We start from the raw sequence: 22,231 nt of genomic DNA on the forward strand, positions 1-22,231 counted from the left end.
TATTAAGCGGTTTTCATTGAACCGGTTTCTTCAAATTGGGCATGCCAAGACAAAGCTTCATTCAATAAATGCGGTGTCTGACCACCACGCGCACAGGCACGCTCAAAATAATGATTTAAACTTTCGCGGTAATCTGGATGAGCACAGATATCGATAATCTTGCGGGCACGTTCACGCGGTGCCAAACCGCGCAGATCTGCCAAACCTTGCTCAGTCACCAGAATATCAACGTCATGATCGGTATGGTCGGTATGGCTGACTAGAGGAACGACTGAAGAAATCGCACCACCTTTGGCATAGGATTTGGTCACAAAGATGGCAATATGCGCATGACGGGTAAAATCTCCCGAGCCTCCAATACCGTTCATCATCTTGGTTCCAGTAACATGGGTTGAATTCACATTTCCGTAAATATCAAACTCAAGTGCTGTATTAATCGCAATAATCCCGAGACGGCGAATCAGTTCGGGATTATTGGAAAGTTCCTGTGGACGCAAGACAATTTTATCTTTGTATCGATCAAAATTGTTCATCACCCGTGCGGCACAGTCATCGGTCAGGGTCATGGAACAACCTGAAGCAAAGGTCATCTTGCCTGAATCGATAAGCTGGAAAGTGCAATCCTGCAAGACTTCAGAATACATTTCCAGATTATTGAAATTGGAATGTTCGAAGCCGGCAAATACCGCATTGGCCACGGAGCCCACACCGGATTGCAACGGCCCCAGATTTTCAGGTAAACGCCCTGCTGCCACTTCCTGTTCAAAGAAATGAATCAGGTGACTGGCAATCGCCAGCGTTTCTTGATCCGGTTCGTCCATGCCAAAGGACGTGTCTGGAATCTCATTGATGACAATCGCAGAAATTTTTTCAGGTGCAACATGAATCCCGATTGTTCCAATTTTGTCACTGGCTTGGGTCAGAGGAATTGGCCCGCGGTTTGGACGTGCTTGAGGTACATAGATATCGTGAACGCCTTCCAGCACGGGATTAATCGTCATATCAATTTCAATAATGACCCGATCTGCCATTTCGATGAAATTTGCAGAATTTCCGCAAGAGCCTGTCGGAATAATCTGACCGTCTTCAGTAATCGCAGTTGCAGCAATTACAGCCACATTAATCGCTGGCAGGTTTTTATGACGGATATTATCGGCCAGTTCAGAGAGATGCTGATCGACATACATCACTTCACCGGCATTAATCGCTTTACGTAAAGAAGGATCTGCCTGATAAGGATAACGGCGGGTTATGACATGTGCTTCATTGAGTTTTCCATCAATCCGGTTCCCCAGACTTGCACCTGTCGCCAAGGTAATATGAATTGGATACTTCTGTGCATATTCAGCCAAGGCCAAAGGCACAGTTTTCGCTTCACCTGCACCCCCAAAACCACTTAAACCAACTACATCGCCATCTTGAATCAGTTGTAGTGCTTTTTCGACAGATACGACTTTATCTTGTAATGGGAGCAAACGAATGCGCTCTAAACCGTTCATAAAAAATCTCAAAAATATAAAATAAAGAGGCGTCTGCTCCTGGTGAACCAAGAGCATTAGCGTCTAAATCAATCAATAATTAATTTTGCTAATTCGAGCATTGAATTTTGGCTGGACTTAAACCAGTTCCACTGCAATCGCAGTTGCTTCACCGCCACCGATACACAGTGCGGCAATGCCTTTCTTGCCACCAGTACGTTTTAAGGCATGAATCAAGGTCACAATAATACGGGAACCAGAAGACCCCAGTGGATGACCGAGCGCACATGCGCCACCGTTGATGTTGACTTTTGCAGTATCCAGTTTAAAGCCATCAATGGCTAGCATCGTCACCATGGCAAAAGCCTCATTGATTTCCCAGAGGTCAACATCGGCGGCATCCCAACCGGTTTTTTTCAGCACTTTTTCAATCGCACCGACAGGTGCAATGGTGAATTCCGAAGGATGCTGCGAATGGCTGGCATAGGCCAGAATATTAGCCAGGGGTTTTAAGTTACGCTGTGCAGCAATTTCACTAGAGGTGACCACCAGTGCTGAAGCACCGTCTGAAATTGAACTGGCATTTGCTGCGGTAATGGTTCCGTCTTTTTTGAAGGCTGGACGCAAGCTTGGAATTTTGTCTGTTTTGGCATTTAAAGGTTGTTCATCCTGCTCAACCACTACATCGCCTTTACGGTTACTGACAGTGACTGCTACGATTTCATCTTTAAAGAAGCCTTGCTGAACAGCCGTCACCGCTTTGTTTAATGAGCCAATGGCATAATCGTCCTGCTGTTCGCGGGTATAGCCTTTTTTATCTGCCATTTCCTGTGCCAGAATTCCCATCGACAGACCTGTTTCTGCATCTTCCAGCCCTTCCTGGAACATGTGATCCGTGACTTTGCCATGTCCCATACGGAAACCGGCACGTGCCTTGTCCATCAAATATGGCGCATTAGACATAGATTCCATGCCACCTGCGACCACAATTTCAGCCGAACCCGCTTTGATTGCATCTGCTGCCTGCATCACCGCTTTCATGCCTGAGCCACAGATTTTATTGATCGTGGTGGCACCTGTTGAATCCGGTAAGCCGGCTTGACGCATGGCCTGACGTGCCGGGCCCTGTTTTAAACCCGCCGGCAGTACACAGCCCATAATGACTTCATCAATATCGTTTGCAGTTAAACCAGCACGAGCTACAGCTTCCTTGATCGCCACAGCACCCAAATCAGGCGCCGTACAGCTTGAAAGTGAGCCTTGAAAACCACCCATTGCGGTACGTACAGCTTCTACAATTACAATCATTCTAATCTCATCCTTTTTCATCATTGTTATTTAACACCGCACAGCAGAAGCTCTGCAGTGTTTGTCCTTCGCAATACTTGCCGGTTTAAGCCTGTGCAGTGAAATAGTCTTCAGGTAATTGCATGACCAGTTCTGCACCTGCCTGAATACGTTGAATTCGGGCACTCAAATCCGGGAGAACTTTGGCGATATAATAATTCGCCAGTACCAATTTGTTCTGGAAATAGCTATCGTCTTTCGTTGCTGCAGCTTTGCTGATACGCGCATACATATACACAAAACTGAGCAGACCCACCGCATGCAGATAATCGACCGCAATCGAGTTAGCAAAGTCCGGATTCAGTTGAGACTGCTCGACGATAAAGCTGGTGATGTCTTCCAGTTGCTGACAGGTCTCTAATGTCGCCGTTTTAATCGTCAATGAATCATCCAGACCTTGGGCGAACTCGCGGATTTCAGCGATATACTCTGCAATATAAGCACCTTTACATTTGGTGGTTTTACGGCCAATCAGGTCAATTGCCTGCACACCATTGGTGCCTTCATAAATTTGTGAAATGCGCAGATCGCGAATACATTGTTCCATACCCCATTCACGGATATAACCATGACCACCGAAGCACATTTGCGCTTCCAGTGCAGAATCTAATGCTTTATCAGTCAGATATGCTTTGGCAATTGGGGTTAACAGAGCCACACGGTCGGTCGCTTTACGCACCGCTTCAGCATCGGTCGAATATTTGGTGATATCCAGCTGCTGACCGACATAGACAGCAAATGCACGAGATGCTTCATTGTTGGCGCGCACATTCAGCAACATACGGCGCACATCACCATGTACCAGAATCGAATCGGCTGGTTTTTCCGGTGATTTCGCACCGGTCGAGGCGCGTCCCTGTAAACGGTCTGTCGCATATTGTGCCGCATTCTGATAAGCAAATTCTGCCGCGCCAATGCCCTGAATTCCCATCGACAGACGTTCGTAGTTCATCATCACGAACATGCCGGCCAGTCCTTCATTTTCGTTACCGACCATATAAGCTTTGGCACCATCAAAGTTCATGACGCAGGTCGCTGAGCCTTTAATTCCCATCTTATGTTCGATTGAACCCGCAGATACTGCATTACGTTCACCGAGTGAACCATCTGCATTCACCAGAAATTTCGGCACAATAAACAGGGAAATGCCACGTGAACCGGCGGGTGCATTTGGTGTTTTTGCCAACACCAGATGAATGATATTTTCACTCAGGTCATGTTCACCGCTGGTAATAAAGATTTTGGTACCGCTGATGTTATAGCTGCCATCTTCATTGGGTTCAGCCTTGGTTTTGATTATGCCAAGATCAGTACCTGAATGTGGCTCAGTCAGACACATGGTGCCCGACCATTCGCCTGTATAGAATTTTGGTAAATAAGTTTCTTTCTGTTCTTGTGAAGCGCGATCATTGATCGCCATGCCTGCACCTACGGTTAACAGCGGGTAAAGCATAAATGATGGATTAGTACTCCAGATCATTTCATCGGCCAGCACGGTCAGCATTTTTGGCATATTCTGCCCGCCCCATTCTTCACTGGCACCTAAACCTACCCAGCCACCTTCAGCAAACTGCTTAAAGGCATCTTTAAAGCCTGTAGGTGTGGTCACTTCACCATGTTTAAACTGAGCACCACCTTCTTCATCCGCAGGACGATTCAGGTCAAGAATGACATTCTTGGAAAATTTGGCCATCTCTTCCAGAATTGCATTTGCAGTTGCCATATCTAAATGTGCAAGATTTTCATTACCTTGCCAAAATTGTTCAGCTTGAAACACATCATTTAAAATAAATTCCATGTCTTTTAGCGGCGCATTATAAATAGGCATTCTTACATTCCTTAACTGGTGATACTCAATTCTGTTGCTGAGCGTTTTATAATCATTGATTAATGAAAATCTTTTTTATGATTTTACTTCAATCAATGCATATCAATCGAAAATCATCATCTCGAATTAATCCAGCAGTAAATCTCATTCAACTAAATAAGCGACATAAAATTTAAAAACCCAAGCTTTATGTCACCGTTATTTACTGAACCAAGCAGGCTTAAAATGATTCTTTATTCACCACTATAATCCTTTGCCAGGACGGTCTTAAACCGAATAATGATTTCACTTGATGTGCTGAAACAATAAAATAATTATGCTGAAAATGGAATTTTATTTAGCAAAGTTGATCTCTAGGGTTCAGTTTTCTTGACAATATTTCCAGACTGACACCATATATATTTTTCATTGTCAGCAGTTGCTGCATAAATATACAAAATTAGATAAATATCACGACCTTAGTTTTATAGCTATCTTGGGTAAAATTGAATATTCTTGAAAGGTTCTTTTTCGAAAAATATGGACCAAGAAGATGACGACTGTAAGACAGCAGAACTTCCTTCTTCGTAAAGAGAAGATCCTGAGCATGGCTGAAAGCCTGCTACTGGACAATAATCAGGACATTACCCTGAGTGAACTTGCCAGTGAACTGGACATCGCGAAAGGAACGATCTACAAGCATTTCAAAAGCAAGAACCAGTTATATTTAGAACTAATTATTCTGAATGAAAAAAGAATTCTGGAAATATCAAAAAAATATAATAACGATATTAAAAATTATGTTTCGCAATATATGCTCTATCACATGCTCAATTCCAATCGCACCATCCTGTTGCATGTGATTGAAGAGCGTTTAACCAATAATGAAAAGAATCTGAAAGATTTATTTCAGGAGCTTTATCGGATTCGCGAAGAACGGATTATCCGGATTAAAGACATGACCCATGATTATCTGGTGGCTTTAGAAAGTGCCATGTCGATTCGGGATTATTTGTCTTATATCTGGACCGTGACTTATGGTGCTTCACTATTATTAAATTCGACCAATTATCAAAAAGCGATTGGTTCACGTGAACGCCTGATTAAACTGTATATTAATCAGGCGCTGATGACCCCGGATAAAATCTCGTCAGTCTAAGCCCTATAATAAAAAATGCCGGATTGAATCCGGCATTTTATTTCAATTGAATGACTTAACAAATATCAAGCAGCAATTGGCGGAAATCCGTCTTCGGTTAAAGCCGCGACAATCTCGGACTCAGTGACTGTCGATTCAACTTCGACCAGCTTAGTCGCCACATCTATATGAACGGTGGCATTTTCATCCAGATCTTTAATCGTAGCAGTCACACTGCGTGCACAGCCACCACAGGTCATATTTTCAATACGGAATTTCATATTTGGCTCCATAGGATCGCTTTAAAAATTAATGTGATTGGGTAGACTATATTTAACCTGAGCTGCAGATCAGCTCAGTGCTGCTCAGGGACGACACCCTGTTCAATCTGTTTTAAAATCTGGCAATCGGACTGTTCATTGCCGGCACACTGCTCCACCGATTGCTGTAATATCACCAGCATATGCTGCATATCGGCAATTTTCTGTTGTAAAAACTGGATATGTTTTTCGGCCAGCTGTTTCACCTCGCTACTCTGACGTGAGCTGTTTAGCCACAGGCCGAGTAATTCTTTCATTTGCTCTGAAGAAAAGCCGAGTTCGCGTGCATGTTGAATAAAACTTAAGGTTTTAATGTCCGCATCAGTATAAACCCGATAACCTGCATCGCTTCGTTTCGCAGCAGGCAACAACCCGATGTCTTCATAATAACGAATCATTTTTGCAGAGATGCCGGAACGTTTTGCCGCCTGACCAATATTCATCCTGCTTGCTCCTTGAACTGTACCGCTTTGTAGGCTTTTAATCTCAAAGCATTAGTGACAACAAACACGGAAGACAATGCCATCGCGCCTGCGGCAAACATCGGCGATAACAAGATGCCCCAGAATGGATAGAGCACCCCGGCAGCGATCGGGATTAAAGCAATATTATAGACAAAGGCCCAGAACAGGTTCTGCCGGATATTGCGCATGGTGGCCTGACTCAGACCAATTCCGGTGGCCACATGCTGTAAATTACCTGACATCAACACCACATCGGCTGCCTCAATCGCGACATCGGTGCCTGTACCAATCGCCATGCCAACATCAGCCTGTGCCAGTGCCGGGGCATCATTGATTCCGTCTCCGACAAAAGTGAGTACGCCATATTGCTGCTGGAGTTGACGTACCGCATCCACTTTCTCATGCGGTAAAACTTCCGCAATTACCTGATCAATTTTCAGCTGTTTGGCAATGGCCTGCGCGGTATGCTGATTGTCACCGGTGATCATCGCCACTTTCAGACCCTGCTCATGCACGGCCTGAATCGCACTATAGGTAGTTGCTTTAATCGGATCCGCGACGGCAATAATAGCCGCCAGCTTTTGATTGATCGCCACATATAAGGGACTACGGCCCTGATCACCGAGTTTTTGTGCAGTAGACCGAAACAGATCGACATTTAGACCCAAGTCCTGCATCAGACGTTCAGCCCCAATATGCAGCTGCTGACCAGCTACCTGTGCCTTGACCCCTGCGCCGGTGATCGAATCAAAATCTGTGACTTCACTCAGTTCCAGTTGTTGCTCATGAGCTGCCTGAACAATGGCATGGGCAATCGGATGTTCTGACTTGGCTTCAACCGAAGCCACCAGTTGCAATACAGTCTGCTGATTAAAATCTGCTGTGACTTCAAAGTCCGTCAGCAACGGTTTTCCTTCAGTCAAGGTTCCGGTTTTATCAAGTGCGACGACTTGGGTTTGCTGCAATAACTGTAAAGCTTCACCCTTACGAAACAGCACGCCCAGTTCAGCGGCACGCCCAGTTCCGACCATAATTGAGGTCGGCGTTGCCAGCCCCATCGCACACGGACAGGCAATAATCAGCACCGCCACGGCGTTGACCAATGCATAGGTCAGATTGGGTTCAGGCCCAAACAGGAACCAGACCATGAAGGTCAAGGCCGCCAGTGCCATGACGGCAGGTACAAACCATAAAGTCACTTTATCCACCACCGCCTGAATCGGTAGTTTCGAGCCTTGTGCCTGTTCCACCATCTCAATAATCTGCGCCAGTACAGAATCCTGTCCGACCGCAGTGGCCCTGATTTGCAAGGTTCCATTCTGGTTCACTGTACCACCCACCACCTGATCCCCGGCCTGTTTGGCCACGGGTAAAGGCTCCCCACTCATCATTGCTTCATCGATATAACTTTGCCCGGCAACCACTTCACCATCGACGGCGACTTTTTCACCCGGGCGGATTTCAATCAGCATGCCCTGTTGTACATCGGCAATTGCCAGATCAACCCAGTTGCCATGCTGTTGTACCCGTGCTGTTTTCGGTTGCAAGCCGACCAGATACTGAATCGCTTCTGAGGTTTTACCTTTGGCTTTGGCTTCCAGATAACGCCCCAGTAAAATCAGCGCAACAATGACAGCTGCCGCTTCAAAATATACATGGACGGTGGACTGGGGTAACAGCTGCGGAAAAAAGGTCGCAATACAGGAAAATCCATAAGCTGCGATTGTTCCGACCGCGACCAGAGAATTCATATCCGGCGCCAAACGCAATAAAGCCGGAATACCATGCTGATAAAAACGCCGTCCCGGAATAATCAGCACCAAAGTGGTCAGCACAAACTGCAGATACCAGCTGTTCTGGGTTCCCAACGTCTGCGCAATAAAATGATGAAAAGCCGGGATCAGATGTGAACCCATTTCTAGAATAAACACAGGGACTGCCAGAATAAGAGCAAGCCAAAGATCCTGTTTCAGTTGCGCGGTTTCAGTGGCTTTCTTTTCCTGAAAAGCCCCATGGCGATCTGCCGAGAGATGTGTATTGGTTTTTTCTGTGGCTTTAAAACCGGCTTTTTCTACAGCAGCAATCAAAGCTGGGATGTGCTGACGGGATGCCTGAATCGAAGCAGTTTCAGTCGCCAGATTGACTTGTGCTGTACTGACGCCGTCTACTTTTAATAAAGCTTTTTCAACACGCGCGACGCAGGAGGCGCAGGTCATGCCTTCAATCGCCAGTTCAATCCGGTCAGCCTGAAGATCAAAACCGGCTTTTTGCACCGCCTGAGTCAACTTGGATAATGGCACAGAATTGATTAGACTCACATGCGCCTTTTCAGTGGCCAGATTCACGTGTGCATCCAGTACACCTTCTACTTTTTTTAGGGCTTTTTCTACGCGAGCCACACAAGATGCACAGGTCATGCCTTCAATATTCAAAGCAAACTGTTGCGTCGGTACATCAAAGCCAGTTTTTTCAATTGCTTGAACTAGCACAGCGGCAGCAATCGGCTGCTGGCTTTTAATAAAAGCTTTTTCAGTCGACAGGTTGACAGATGCCTCAACCACGCCCTCAATTTTTTTCAAGGATTTTTCGACCCGAGCCACGCAGGATGCACAGGTCATACCGCCAATCTGCACCTGCTGTTCACATAACCGGATGCTGTCTTGTTCTGCCATGCCCATCTCCATGCATCAACTTGCTGCCGATGCTATAGCTTAAACATTCCCAGCATGGCAAGGTCAAGTCTTTCATTTAAATATTTTAGGAAAGATAAAGCGGTATTGCGATTGGATGCTCATCCAAGAACCAAATAAAAGCCCGAAGATGACTTCGGGCTTTTATAGCAGTGTTTAAAATATTGAATGCATCAATTTTATTCGGCAGAAATATCTTCAAACAGAACCGAAGACAGGTAGCGTTCACCGCCATCTGGCAAAATCACCACAATATTTTTACCGGCATTTTCAGGGCGTGCAGCCAGTTGTGCCGCTGCCGCCATGGCCGCACCACTTGAAATGCCGACCAAAATACCTTCCTGAGCTGCAGTTTTGCGTGCCCACTCGATTGCCTCTGCGCTATTAATGGCAATCACTTCATCGACCAGATCTAAATCCAGGTTGCTCGGAATAAAGTTGGCTCCGATACCTTGAATTTTGTGTGGTCCCGGTGTCAGCGTTTCGCCGCGTTTGGCCTGACCAATAATTGCAGATTCAGCAGGTTCCACCGCCACCGAATATAGAGGCTTATTTTTAACTTTCTCAAAGTAACGCGAAATACCGGTAATGGTTCCGCCTGTTCCGACACCTGCGACCAGAATATCGACGTTACCCGCCGTAGCTTCCCAGATTTCTGGGCCGGTGGTTTCTTCATGAATTTTAGGATTGGCTGGGTTTTCAAACTGTTGTGGCAGGAAATACTGCTCCGGGTTCTCATTCAACAGACTCTCGGCTGCTTCAATCGCCCCTTTCATGCCTTTGGCCGGATCGGTCAAGACCAGATTGGCTCCTAAAGCTTTGACTACTTTACGGCGTTCAATACTCATGCTTGAAGGCATGGTGAGCGTCAGTTCATAACCTTTAGCGGCTGCCACAAAGGCCAATGCAATGCCGGTATTGCCACTGGTGGGTTCAACGATGTGCATACCGGGTTTGAGTTTTCCAGATTTTTCTGCATCGTTAATTAATGCTGCACCAATACGACATTTGACTGAAAAGGCCGGATTACGGCTTTCAATTTTGGCAAGTACAGTCACCGGAGCTGAAATTACACGATTAATACGAACTAGCGGTGTATTTCCAATTGCGTCTGCATTATTACTATAAACCGCTATCCCTAAATTATTTGGTGTTGGAAAAGCTGAATCTGTACTCATGATGATATCCCTGATGTTATTGGTTCAAGTCATTTAAACATCATACAAGCATTTTTTTCGTTTGTAGATGTTTGATGGAATTTGCACTTGATCGCAGTAATTTAAACCAAAATATTTTTTAAATAATTCGATGATTTTATATTATTTATCAACGTTTAAAATATAACTTTAACTAATGTTTAACCTGATTAAAACCCGATAATATTTAAATATTATATCAATGTATTAATCATCGAGCCCCTTATAATGTGCGGGCTGTAATTTTATAATGGACATATGAGATGAAAACCGATTTTGAAATCACGACTATGCGCGATTCAGCAGAACAGGTCGTCGGCATTTTAAAATCTCTGGCCAATACTGACCGTCTCCTTATTTTATGCCATCTCTCTCAAGCGGAACTGAATGTTTCACAAATTGAAGATATTACCGACATTAAACAACCGACGCTTTCCCAGCAACTGATGATGCTGCGCAAAAGTGATGTAGTGAATACCCGTCGGGATGGTAAACAGATCTATTATTCAATTAAAGATCAAAATTTGATTGTGGTATTGACTACGCTTTATCAGCTGTATTGTGCGAATCAAATTAAATAGTTTATTTTTAAACACTATTTAACGCCAAAACACACTTCTCTACCCCATTGATCTGGCAGAAATAACGACTTTGTAGAAAATCGCTATAGCTGCTTCAAGAAAATGGAGGCCAGACCTAGCTGATTTATTTTAAAAACATAAATCATCACAAATTCGACCCCTTAAGATTTCTTAGCAGAATTTGTGCATAATATATCTATATTTGTGATTTAGACCTTTTTATGCCAAATTCCAAGTCTAAACTTCTGCATAGACTGCCTGCCTGGGCATGGTTAAGCGACTATACGCCGGTCAAATTTAAATCCGATGTGCTGGCCGCACTGATTGTCGTGGCGATGCTGGTTCCTCAGGGGATGGCTTATGCCATGCTGGCCGGTTTACCGCCGATCATGGGCTTATATGCCAGCATCCTGCCAATGATCATTTATGCGTTGCTCGGTGGCAGTTCGACTTTATCGATTGGCCCGGTGGCGATCATTTCAATGATGACTTTTGCCACGCTCAATCCACTGTTTGAAGTCGGCTCACCGGTCTATATCGAAGCTGCGACCTTATTAGCACTCATGGTCGGTATTATTTCCCTGCTCTTGGGATTATTCCGTTTCGGTTTCTTAATTCAGCTGATCAGTCATCCAGTCATTCAGAGCTTTATTATTGCCTCGGCATTATTAATTGCTTTTGGACAATTGAAGTTCTTGGTCGACCTACCCTTAAAAGCCAATAACATTCCAGAATTTACAACAAGTCTTCTGGAGTATCTGCCGCTCCTGCATTTACCAAGCCTGTTATTTGGCCTGTTGTCGATGGCTTTACTGATCTATCTGCCCAAGTTGCTAAAATCTCAGGCAGTACAAAGCCGGATCGGCTCTACAGATTTTCTGGTACGGGCTGTGCCTCTCATTCTGGTATGTCTCGGGATTGCAGCGATTGTATTTCTGAATTTAAAGGGGCAAGGCATTAAAACAGTGGGTGCAATCCCGTCCGGTTTTCCGCCCTTGTCTTTTCCGCACTGGAACTGGGAACTGGTCATGACCTTGTTACCGGGTGCTAGCATGATCGCCATGATCAGCTTTGTGGAATCACTGTCAATTGCTCAAGCCACAGCCTTGCAACAACGCAGTCATTTAAACAGTAATCAGGAATTGATTGCCTTGGGGATTGCCAATATCAGTGCAGGCGTCAGTTCAGCCTTTCCGGTTACTGGCAGTCTGTCGCGTACCGTGGTCAATGCCGATGCCGGTGCCAAATCCCCCATGGCAGGAGTTTTGTCCTCCATTCTGATTATTTTCGTCAGCCTGTTCTTTACCGGATTTTTTGAAGATCTGCCCCTGACCATTCTGGCCGCCACGATTATTGTTTCCATCTGGAAACTGGTCGATTTTCGGCCTTTCTTTGATGCCTGGCGTTATTCTAAAGCCGATGGTATTGCCATGTGGATTACCTTTCTGGGTGTGGTGCTGATTGATATTTCCACTGGCCTGATTATTGGGATCATATCGACGTTTATCCTGATGTTATGGCGAATCAGTCGTCCGCATATTGCAGTGCTCGGACTGGTCGAAGGTACACAGCATTTTCGTAATATTCAGCGTCATCAAGTCAGTACCTCCGATCGGGTGCTGTCACTGCGGATTGATGAAAATCTGACTTTTCTGAATGCCAATAGCTTCAAAGGTTATCTGATCAATCAGATGAGCCTGAATGACAAGTTGCAACATGTGATTTTAAATTGCTCCAGTATCAGTGCCATTGATTTAAGCGCTTTGGAAATGCTGGAGGATTTAAATGCGGAATTGGCCAAACTGAACATTCGACTGCATTTTGCCGAAGTGAAAGGCCCGGTGATGGACAAGCTACAAGCCTCGAAGCTGATGATTCATCTGAGTGGCCACATTTATCTGACTCATTTTCAGGCAATTCGGGACTTGGCTCCAGAAATCTTTGAGCAGCATAAAGACTATACGATTTAGGACAGCAGATCGTTAAACTTATGGCCGGAGATTTAAACCGGTCATGACGCCAAACTTTTTTAAATTTTCAAATATAATTTGAATTTATCGATTTAACTTTGATATTTATTTCATGAATATAACTTTAAAAGAGATGATTTATTCAGCATCTTTAGATTGTTTTTTCAAATAAAAGTATTCTTTTATATTGATTAATTTTAGAATAAATCAATTATATCAATAACTTGTTTTTTATATAAAAATATATTTCAAGCCTTGTTTAAATTAAGTATAAAATAGCGCAACTTTTTCCCAAATTTAGCCCTCGTAATTTTCACAAGGCAATCTTATGTTTTCTGCCCTTATGCGTATGAGCCTAGTCTCTCGAATCATCATCGCCATTATTTTAGGTGTAGGTGTGGCTGTGGTATTTCCCGAAGCTACTCCCTCATTAAGCCTATTGGGCGACCTGTTTATTAAAGCCTTGAAATCTGTTGCACCGATTCTGGTTTTCATTTTAGTTTTAGCTTCTATCGCAAATTTTAAAGTGGGGCAATCCAACACCGCCATTAAACCGATTATGATGATGTATGCGGTAGGTATGTTCCTTGCTGCACTCAGTGCTGTCGTTTCGAGTATGTTATTTCCAAGTACGCTGTTTCTGGATATTGCTGCACAAGCGGACTTACAGCCACCTGGCAGTCTGATAGAAATCCTGAAGAATCTGCTGCTTAGCTTTGTCGCCAACCCGGTCGTTGCTATTGCTGAAGCAAATTTCATTGGCGTTCTGGCCTGGTCTGTGGCATTGGGCATCGCCTTCCGTCATGCATCGGATACCACCAAGACCCTTTTGAATGATGCCGCCTTTGCGGTTAATTATGTGATTCGTTTAGTGATCAGTTTTGCACCTGTGGGTATTTTTGGTCTGGTTGCAGTGACTTTTGCTGAATCCGGTCTGGATACGCTGACCAGTTATGCACATTTACTTGCGGTACTATTAGGTACGATGGCTTTTGTTGCACTGGTAATTAACCCAATGTTGGTGGCTTTAGTGACGCGTCACAACCCCTATCCACTCGTCTTTACCTGCTTGCGTGAAAGTGGCATTACCGCCTTCTTTACCCGTAGTTCGGCAGCCAACATTCCCGTCAATCTGGATCTGGCAAAACGTCTAGGCGTCAAAGAATCAACCGCAAGTATCGCGATTCCTCTCGGTGCTGCGATCAATATGGCTGGGGCATCGGTCACCATTACCGTATTGTCACTGGCAACGGTAAATACCTTGGGCATTAGCGTAGATTTCACCACCATGCTAATTCTTTCCGTAGTAGCAACCATCTCGGCCTGTGGTGCTTCAGGTGTGGCCGGTGGTTCATTATTGTTGATTCCTTTGGCCTGTGGTCTGTTTGGTATTTCTTCGGATATCGCTATGCAAGTGGTCGCGATTGGTATAGTAATCAGTGTATTGCAGGATTCTACTGAAACTGCTTTAAACTCGTCTACGGATGTTTTATTTACCACAGCAGTAGACCGCGCATCAAATTGATTTTATATTGAATAATCAATATTTTTTGCCAATGATGTTGTTATGCCATTACAGCGTTTACCTACCTGGATACAATTAGGGGCGTTCTTTCTTGCGGTGAATGCCGGCATGATTAACGTCCTGGGTCTGGTGACGGTATTACACCAGTCTGTTTCACATATGACCGGTAATGTCAGTATGCTGGCCATGGCGCTGCTGGACTGGCAGCCAGACATGATGCTATATCTGCTTCTGGTCACACTCTGCTATGTCATTGGTTCTCTGTATAGCGGGCTGATTCTAGGAAATAGTCACTTTCGCTTGGGACGACTTTATGGTTACCCTTTAAGCCTGGTGGCTTTTTTTATTCTGATCTGCTGGTTATTATTGCCCTATTTCCCGCGCTATGCCCTGTTATGGGCCTGTGTCGCGATGGGTCTGCAAAATGCCATGGTCAGCCATTATAAAGGTGCCATTATTCGCACCACGCATTTATCTGGTGTGCTGACCGACCTTGGCTTGGCCATGGGTTACCGTTTACGCGGCTTAGATGTAGAACCACGCCGAGTCGTTTTACATTTACTTATTTTGCTCGGTTTTTTAAGCGGTGGTATTCTTGCCAGCTGGCTTTATCCTTATTTAAAATTAAATGCATTCCTGATCCCGGCAGGGCTGAGCCTGATGCTCAGTCTGATTTACTGGGTGATTTATTTACGTTATCGACATCAACACGATTAATTTCTGGACATTCTCATGGTTAAAAATGCATTGCAGGCACAATTGTTAAAGGCAGGTTTGGTCGATAATAAAAAAGCCAAAAAACTGTCTAAACAGGCTGTGCATGAAAAACGCACCGGTGATAGCACCGAGGCTGAAATCAAGGCGAAAATTGAGCAAGACAAGCAGCAGAAACTGGCCAAAGACCAAGCCATCGAGTTAGAGAAAAAAGCGGCCTTACAGGAAAAAGAACTGAAAGCCGCGATCATCCAGATGATTAACCAGCACAAAATCCGCGATACGGATGGTGATGCGGTGTATCAGTTTATTGATGACAGCAAGATCAAGAAGGTTTACCTGAACCAGCAGATCTATAATGCACTGGTGGCAGGCAGTCTGGTGATTGCACGTGAAAATGACAGTTATGTGTTCTTGCCTAAGGCTTTGGGAGATCGTATTAATGCCAAGATGCAAGGCTTTATCATTGTGAATAATTCAGAGAAAAATGAACAAATTACCGATGAAGAAGATCCGTATGCAGCCTATGTCATTCCGGATGACCTGATGTGGTAAGTTATTATTAGTATTTGATATCATACTAAACCGGCTTAGGCCGGTTTTTTTATATCAGATCACAGTCTAAAAGCTATTTCAGGTAAACACTTTCCAAAGATATGTATTAAAAGTTTAATTAAAATTAAAAAACTCAGCTTAAAGCTATAAACTCTTTCACAATTTTAACAGTGTGAGAAAAGATAAGTTGGAACAGTTTAAGCTTGTCCAGAATATACAAGTGTGGGCAGATCAATATCCCTGGCTAGAAATGCTCTCTTCATTGAGCATTGTGATTTTACTGGCAATTATTGCAAATTTATTTGCCAAACAAGTCGTTGTTCGCGGAATTCGTAAACTGATTTCCAAAATGCCTTTTGCACATAATGAAATCATTGCCGAGCATAGCGTGATCCGCCGTATTGCCAATATTGTGCCGGCCATTGTGATTATGAATGGAATTACCACCGTTCCGCATTTATCAGACAAGGTCGAGACCTTTATCCAGATGGGTGCGCAGGCCTTTATCTTCCTGACCATTGCCCTGGCGATTGGCGAATTGCTGAATATCTTTAACCTGATTTATCAGCGCAATCCGAAATCGCGTAACAAGCCGATTAAAGGCTATTTGCAACTGGTCAAGCTGATCATCTTCATCGTTTGTGGTTTGATGATTCTGGGGACTTTCCTCAAGAAAGATGTCTTTACCTTGCTGGCCGGTTTTGGTGCCATGGCTGCGGTACTGATGCTGGTGTTCCAAAATACCATCTTATCGCTGGTGGCTTCGGTACAGATTTCCTCTTATGATATGGTGCGTATTGGTGACTGGATTGAAATGCCATCTTTAAATGCGGACGGCGATGTCATTGATATGTCATTACACACCATTACCGTGCAGAACTTTGATAAAACAGTCACCACCATTCCGACCAATAAACTGGTGACGGATACCTTTAAAAACTGGCGTGGCATGCAGGAAGCCGGTGCGCGCCGGATTAAACGTTCCATTCATATCGATCAGAGCAGTGTGCATTTCATGTCAGCTGATGAACAGAACAAGCTGAAAGAATTTATACTGCTGGATCAATATCTAAATACCAAAACTGAAGAACTGCAGCAATTTAACCTGCAGCTCAGCCATCATTCACAATATAACCAGCGCCGTCTGACCAATCTGGGGACTTTCCGTGCCTATGTGGAATTTTATCTGCAACAGCATCCGGGAATTAGTAAAAATCACTCCCTGATGGTTCGTCAGTTACAACCGACCAGTGAAGGTTTGCCTCTGGAAATTTATGCATTTACCAATACCACGGTCTGGGTCGAGTATGAAAATATCCAGTCGGATATTCTGGATCACCTGTTGGCGATTATTCCTGAATTTGGACTAAAGGTGTATCAGGCACCTTCAGGTTTCGACCTCAAGGAATCTTTTAGCGTTTCCTGAAGAGCTGCGACAATCTTCAAATAAAATAAAAGCCTGAAACTGGCTACAGTTTCAGGCTTTTGATTGGTCTGATTAAATAAAAATATAAAAATCGACAACTTAAACAAATATTAGATTGGGTATTGAGATGCTCAGGCTGAGATTGCAGACGCTTGCAGCTGCATCAGTTCTTGTAGCATTTTATAAAAATCATGTTCTGAGTCGAACTGCTCTTCACAGATCCTTTCGCCGTTTAATAATAAATGATGATAGCTTTGATGTTCATAAATCACCGTGTTTAGAAACTGTGCACCGGGCATATGCTTGAGCAGGTGCTGTGTCTGTTTCATTTCTGCAAGTTGCTGCTGTTCAGGAATTTTATTCAATACCGTATAAATTTTTAATTGAGTATTATATTGTGCGATCCCAATCGCCAATTGCACCAGTTCGGTTTCAAGTTGAATATCTTCTGGATTGATGGAACTGGGAATAATCAGCTTATCTGCATGTTTCAGGACTGAACGCAAGGCAGATGTATCCTGCCCGTCAATATCAACAATAATATAGGCGAACTGCTGTTTCAGTCTTTCCAGACGATGATCCAGACTACGACCATCTTGTTTTAAGATATCCAGATGCTCGAAAGAAAATTGTCTATTTTTCAGATTTGCCCATTCATAACCATAGGGTTCCAGATTGGCATCAATGAGCAAGGTCGCGCCTTGCCCACGTAATAACTCAGTGATATACATCGCAATTGTGGTTTTTCCTGAGCCTCGTTTACGGCTGGCCACTACCCAAATACTCATCTTTAAGCTCTCTCGTTTTTGATTCTTTTCATGAGGAAAAATGGTTTAAACCTTAATATAATTATGGATTTAGAATTACGTATCTGGCATGAAAAGTAAAGTCTGATTTGGATAATAATTTTGTGGCTATTTCATCTAATCCTAGGCTTAAAAAAATTCAATCCTTTATAATCACCAAAGCAAAATACATGATAAGAGTACGATAATGTTTCGATGGCTTGAAAGACTGGTTGATCCCTATCCCACCAAAAACCTGAATCAACCTTTACCGACCAAGTTTTTTCCATTTGTCTGGCAGGCAGCCTACGGTGTGCGTCGTTATTTGCTGATTCTGGTGCTGTGTACGGCCGGTGCTGCCAGCTTTGAAGCCTTACTCTACTCAAAAATTGGCGATTTGGTAAATTGGCTCAGCAAAAGCCAGCCAGATACTTTTCTGGAGCAACATGCCAGCAACCTAACCTTGCTGAGCATTATCCTGCTGGCCAATATTTTCTTTGCCAGTGCCCAATCCCTGATCAAGCACCAGATCTTGTATAGCAACTTTCCGATGCGGTTACGCTGGCGCTTTCATAATTTACTGATGAAACAAAGTCTGGATTTTTTCCATAATGATTTTGCCGGACGTCTATCTGCCAAAGTCATGCAAACGGCGCTGGCCATCCGGGAATTCTGGGTCATTTTGGGAGATATGCTGGCCTATGTGCTGATTTATTTCGTCACCATCAATATCGTTTTAGGCAATATTTCTCCCTATTTAGTTATCCCTTTGATGGTGTGGCTACTACTATTTATCTGTGCGGCCTGGTACTTTATTCCGCGTTTAAGCAAGATTTCCAAGTCACAGGCCGATGCGCGTGCCGTCATGACCGGCCGTGTCACCGATGCCTATACCAATATCCAGACTGTCAAGCTGTTTGCCCATGCTGGCCGGGAAAGCCAGTATGCTAAAACCTCCATGCAGGAATTTATGGTCACGGTTTACAAACAGATGCGTCTGGGGGCTCAGTATGAAATCAGTATTTTATTTCTGAGCATTATTCTCTATGGCGGTGTGTTGGGTACGGCCATCTGGCTATGGATGGAAGGACAGGCCGAATTGGGCATTATTGCAGCCACCACGGCCATGATACTCAAACTGAACAGTATTGCCGAGTTTATGATGTGGCAGACCTCTGCCCTGTTTGAAAATGTCGGGACCATTCAGGATGGTATGAAAACTTTAGGCCGCAAGATTGCCATTGAAGATAAACCCAATGCCAAAGAGCTACAGCTTCAGCATGGTGAAATTAAATTCGACAATGTCAGCTTTGCCTATAATGATAAAAATGTCATTGACCAGTTTAACCTGACCATTCGCCCGGGTGAAAAAATCGGGATTGTGGGACGTTCAGGCGCAGGTAAATCGACCCTGATTCAGTTATTGCTGCATTTTTATCATCTTGACCAAGGTCGTATTTTAATCGATGGGCAGAACATTGAAGATGTGACGCAGGACAGTTTGCGTAAGAACATTGCTTTAGTGACTCAAGACACTTCGCTGCTGCATCGTACCGTTGCAGAGAACATCAAATATGGTCGTCCTGATGCAACCGATCAAGAGATGTATGAAGCGGTACGTAAAGCCAAAGCAGAAGAGTTTATTCCTCATCTGACCGACTTACGCGGCAAAAGAGGCTATGAGGCTTATGTCGGTGAGCGTGGTGTAAAACTTTCTGGTGGTCAACGTCAACGTGTTGCAATCGCACGGGTATTTCTAAAAGATGCACCCATTTTGATTCTGGATGAAGCCACCAGTGCGCTGGATTCTGAAGTCGAAGCGGCCATTCAAAACAGCCTCGATGATCTGATGCAAGGCAAAACCGTAATTGCCATTGCGCATCGTTTATCGACAATTGCCCAGATGGATCGCCTGATTGTAATGGATCAAGGCAAAATTGCCGAGCAAGGTACCCATGATGAACTGGTAGCATTAAATGGAATCTACGCCCAGCTTTGGCAGCGTCAAACGGGCGGATTACTGATACAACAACAGATCAAAGCAACGAAGGATCGTGAATAATGCTGTATTTGGAAGATTTGAACATCGCTGACCGCTTTAGCAGCCGTAAATATCATATGGGACTGGAAGAAATTCAAAATTTTGCCCGGGCTTATGACCCACAAGTCTTTCATACTGATGAACAGCAAGCTGCAGCCCATCCGGTATTTCAGGGAATTGCCGCCAGTGGTTGGCATACTGCGGCAGTGGTTATGCGCTTGTGGACTGAATGTTTTCCTGTGGCTTATGGGCTCATTGGTTCAGAGTCGCATCTGCGTTGGCCTTGTCCGACCCGCCCCGGGGATGAGATTCACGTCGAAGTCGAAATCATGGATATTCAGCCCTCCAGAAGCAAAAATGATCGTGGGATCGTAAGCTACCAGACGCAGGCATTTGACCAGCATCATAAAATGATTTTTAGTTCAACCACTAAAATTGTGGTATTTAAACGAGGATTTTCTCCGGTTTAAATTGATTTTTAGGCAAAATTCAGGCTAATCTGCCACAATGATTGTGGCAATAGCCAAAACTTTGTCCAACAATTTTAATGAAAAAAATGGCAGTTTCATGCCAATATCAGACCATAAATAAAAAAATTTAAGTGAGTGCAACGGATCGCGCATGAAAACAATTGCTCCACGCCAAGATCAGGGAATTCCAGGTGTATACGCTCTTTTGCTGCTCGATGTCATTTCCCGCTGGGGATATAATGACGAATCGTTGTTCAAGTCCTTTGGCCTGAGTACGGAGCAGCTGGCGGATCCTGATTTTCGCATCCCGACACCTGTGGCCAATGAACTGGTCAAACATGCCCTCAAGCTGAGCGGTGAACCGACACTTGGTTATCATCTGGGTACCCAGATGCGGATTTCTATTCATGGTTTTATTGGCTATGCAATCATGACGGCCAAGGATATTACCGATGCATTAGTACTGGCCAACCGTTTCATCCAGCTGCGTATGCCCTTTTTACAGCTATTCTTTTCGACCTTTGGTGCCAAGGCTACAGTCCAGTTGCAAACCGATATTCAGCTGGAACCCTTACGCACCGAAATCTCGATTGCACTGATTTTTGGCATGATCAGTATGGCCAAGGCCATTACCGGAATTGATTATGCCGCTGGAGAAATCGATTTTGATTTCAAAAAACCGGAAGGCTTTGAACGCTTTATGGCCAAATTTCCACATCATCAGTTTCGCTTTGAACAGCCGCATTTGATCTTGAGTTTTGATAAGAGCTACCTGATGAACAAGCTGGTGCATGCCGATCCGATTGCCAGCCAGATTGCAATTAACCAGTGTGAAACTGAACTCTCGGCCTTGGGCGAGCGACACCGGATTGCGATGCGGGTTCGTGATATTCTAACCCATTCCGAGCAGCATTATCTGAGTATTGAAAGTGTGGCAGATCGTCTGCATATGTCCGACCGCACCCTAAAACGCCAGCTGGCGGCTGAAGGTACCTCTTTTTCTACGCTGGTCGATGAAGTACGCTACCGGCATGCGACGTCGTTATTGTCCCGGACCGACTTTAGCTTGGAACAGATTGCTGATGAACTTGGTTATAGTGATGTCGCCAATTTTAGCCGGGCATTTAAACGCTGGAGTGGTCGCAGCCCGAGCAACTGGCGCAAAGATCCTTATTTATAAAGGGTCATAAGCCTTTTGTTTTGGCCAAAAAGAATGTATAAAACATGTCAAAAATGATCTAAAGATTTTTAAGGAGTTATCAATGAATCATCCTTCAGAATTAAAGTACGCAAGTACGCATGAATGGGTACGCATTGAGGGTGATCTTGTTGTGACCGGTATTTCCGACCATGCACAGGATGCATTAGGTGATTTGGTCTATGTAGAGGCACCAGATCTTGATTCACACATCACTGCGGGTCAGCAAGCCGGTGTAGTTGAATCGGTCAAAACTGCGTCTGATATTCATGCACCTGTTTCTGGTATTGTCGTTGAAATCAATCCTGATCTTGAAGATGATCCTGATTTTATTAATGACGATCCCTATGGCAAAGGCTGGATCTATAAAATCAAACCAGACAATATGTCAGATGTTGAACACCTGCTCTCCAATACAGCATATGAAGCTGGCCTATAAACCCGCTTATATTTAGAAAATCAGCCTGCGGGCTGATTTTTTTTATGCCATAGATATTGTTCAGCTTTCCCAATCGGCTTCAATTAC

The 22,231-nt window shown here is 44.3% G+C and carries 19 protein-coding genes; 11 read left to right on the forward strand and 8 right to left on the reverse strand.

Annotated elements, in window-relative coordinates; all coding sequences use genetic code 11:
- Window positions 1-2 precede the first annotated feature (2 nt).
- The 3 genes from FTV48_RS06275 to FTV48_RS06285 all read right to left on the reverse strand — a co-directional run bounded on the left by FTV48_RS06275 (window position 3) and on the right by FTV48_RS06285 (window position 4,653).
- Window positions 3-1,499, reverse strand: a complete 1,497-nt coding sequence (locus FTV48_RS06275; protein ID WP_074382747.1) for a succinate CoA transferase — start codon at window positions 1,497-1,499, stop codon at window positions 3-5.
- 117 nt (window positions 1,500-1,616) lie between these two features.
- Window positions 1,617-2,792, reverse strand: a complete 1,176-nt coding sequence (locus tag FTV48_RS06280) for a thiolase family protein (RefSeq protein WP_179999737.1) — start codon at window positions 2,790-2,792, stop codon at window positions 1,617-1,619.
- 79 nt (window positions 2,793-2,871) lie between these two features.
- Window positions 2,872-4,653 carry an acyl-CoA dehydrogenase C-terminal domain-containing protein gene (locus FTV48_RS06285; RefSeq protein ID WP_005170789.1) on the reverse strand — a complete coding sequence of 594 codons (1,782 nt, stop codon included), beginning with the start codon at window positions 4,651-4,653 and terminating at the stop codon, window positions 2,872-2,874.
- A 532-nt stretch (window positions 4,654-5,185) separates the two neighbouring features.
- Here FTV48_RS06285 and FTV48_RS06290 point away from each other — a divergent pair.
- Entirely contained in the window at window positions 5,186-5,791 is a 606-nt protein-coding gene (locus tag FTV48_RS06290) for a TetR/AcrR family transcriptional regulator (RefSeq protein WP_005096979.1), read from the forward strand.
- A 65-nt stretch (window positions 5,792-5,856) separates the two neighbouring features.
- On the opposite strand, the gene FTV48_RS06295 is transcribed toward FTV48_RS06290, so the two are convergent.
- From FTV48_RS06295 to cysK, 4 genes are all read right to left on the reverse strand, one after another.
- Complete coding sequence (locus FTV48_RS06295; RefSeq protein WP_005096981.1) at window positions 5,857-6,051, reverse strand: heavy-metal-associated domain-containing protein; 195 nt, start codon at window positions 6,049-6,051, stop codon at window positions 5,857-5,859.
- Between the two features lie 74 nt (window positions 6,052-6,125).
- Window positions 6,126-6,533, reverse strand: a complete 408-nt coding sequence (cueR, locus tag FTV48_RS06300) for a Cu(I)-responsive transcriptional regulator (RefSeq protein WP_005096982.1) — start codon at window positions 6,531-6,533, stop codon at window positions 6,126-6,128.
- On the reverse strand, window positions 6,530-9,232 hold the full coding sequence (locus FTV48_RS06305; RefSeq protein ID WP_179999714.1) for a heavy metal translocating P-type ATPase: 2,703 nt from the start codon (window positions 9,230-9,232) through the stop codon (window positions 6,530-6,532). The genes cueR and FTV48_RS06305 overlap by 4 nt, the downstream gene beginning before the upstream one ends.
- 191 nt (window positions 9,233-9,423) lie before the next feature.
- Window positions 9,424-10,422 (reverse strand): cysteine synthase A, encoded by a 999-nt coding sequence (gene cysK, locus FTV48_RS06310; protein WP_179999716.1) that lies wholly within the window; start codon window positions 10,420-10,422, stop codon window positions 9,424-9,426.
- A 281-nt stretch (window positions 10,423-10,703) separates the two neighbouring features.
- On the opposite strand from cysK, the gene FTV48_RS06315 reads away from it, so the two are divergent.
- The 6 genes from FTV48_RS06315 to FTV48_RS06340 all read left to right on the forward strand — a co-directional run bounded on the left by FTV48_RS06315 (window position 10,704) and on the right by FTV48_RS06340 (window position 17,211).
- On the forward strand, window positions 10,704-11,021 hold the full coding sequence (locus tag FTV48_RS06315; RefSeq protein ID WP_005170781.1) for a helix-turn-helix transcriptional regulator: 318 nt from the start codon (window positions 10,704-10,706) through the stop codon (window positions 11,019-11,021).
- Between the two features lie 221 nt (window positions 11,022-11,242).
- A complete protein-coding gene (locus FTV48_RS06320; RefSeq protein WP_005170778.1) occupies window positions 11,243-12,991 on the forward strand; it encodes a SulP family inorganic anion transporter in 1,749 nt (582 codons plus the stop codon).
- A gap of 328 nt (window positions 12,992-13,319) precedes the next feature.
- Window positions 13,320-14,516, forward strand: a complete 1,197-nt coding sequence (gene sstT, locus FTV48_RS06325; RefSeq protein ID WP_179999718.1) for a serine/threonine transporter SstT — start codon at window positions 13,320-13,322, stop codon at window positions 14,514-14,516.
- Between the two features lie 42 nt (window positions 14,517-14,558).
- Window positions 14,559-15,233 (forward strand): YoaK family protein, encoded by a 675-nt coding sequence (locus tag FTV48_RS06330; RefSeq protein ID WP_005170772.1) that lies wholly within the window; start codon window positions 14,559-14,561, stop codon window positions 15,231-15,233.
- A gap of 15 nt (window positions 15,234-15,248) precedes the next feature.
- Entirely contained in the window at window positions 15,249-15,785 is a 537-nt protein-coding gene (locus FTV48_RS06335; RefSeq protein WP_005096992.1) for a DUF2058 domain-containing protein, read from the forward strand.
- Window positions 15,786-15,972: 187 nt separating this feature from the next.
- Complete coding sequence (locus tag FTV48_RS06340; protein ID WP_179999720.1) at window positions 15,973-17,211, forward strand: mechanosensitive ion channel family protein; 1,239 nt, start codon at window positions 15,973-15,975, stop codon at window positions 17,209-17,211.
- 131 nt (window positions 17,212-17,342) lie between these two features.
- Here the strand turns inward: FTV48_RS06340 and FTV48_RS06345 are convergent, their stop codons facing one another.
- On the reverse strand, window positions 17,343-17,999 hold the full coding sequence (locus tag FTV48_RS06345) for a hypothetical protein (RefSeq protein ID WP_179999722.1): 657 nt from the start codon (window positions 17,997-17,999) through the stop codon (window positions 17,343-17,345).
- 205 nt (window positions 18,000-18,204) lie between these two features.
- Here FTV48_RS06345 and FTV48_RS06350 point away from each other — a divergent pair, with 205 nt between their 5' ends.
- From FTV48_RS06350 to gcvH, 4 genes are all read left to right on the forward strand, one after another.
- On the forward strand, window positions 18,205-20,058 hold the full coding sequence (locus tag FTV48_RS06350) for an ABC transporter ATP-binding protein (RefSeq protein WP_005096995.1): 1,854 nt from the start codon (window positions 18,205-18,207) through the stop codon (window positions 20,056-20,058).
- Entirely contained in the window at window positions 20,058-20,507 is a 450-nt protein-coding gene (locus tag FTV48_RS06355; protein WP_179999724.1) for a MaoC/PaaZ C-terminal domain-containing protein, read from the forward strand. The genes FTV48_RS06350 and FTV48_RS06355 overlap by 1 nt, the downstream gene beginning before the upstream one ends.
- 151 nt (window positions 20,508-20,658) lie before the next feature.
- Window positions 20,659-21,687, forward strand: coding sequence for an AraC family transcriptional regulator (locus FTV48_RS06360; protein WP_005096998.1), 1,029 nt, complete (start codon window positions 20,659-20,661; stop codon window positions 21,685-21,687).
- 82 nt (window positions 21,688-21,769) lie between these two features.
- Window positions 21,770-22,144 (forward strand): glycine cleavage system protein GcvH, encoded by a 375-nt coding sequence (gene gcvH / locus FTV48_RS06365; protein WP_005097000.1) that lies wholly within the window; start codon window positions 21,770-21,772, stop codon window positions 22,142-22,144.
- The last annotated feature ends 87 nt before the right edge of the window (window positions 22,145-22,231 follow it).

The sequence above is a fragment of the Acinetobacter sp. YH18001 genome, assembly GCF_013416975.1.
GTDB classification, from domain to species: Bacteria; Pseudomonadota; Gammaproteobacteria; order Pseudomonadales; family Moraxellaceae; genus Acinetobacter; species Acinetobacter pseudolwoffii.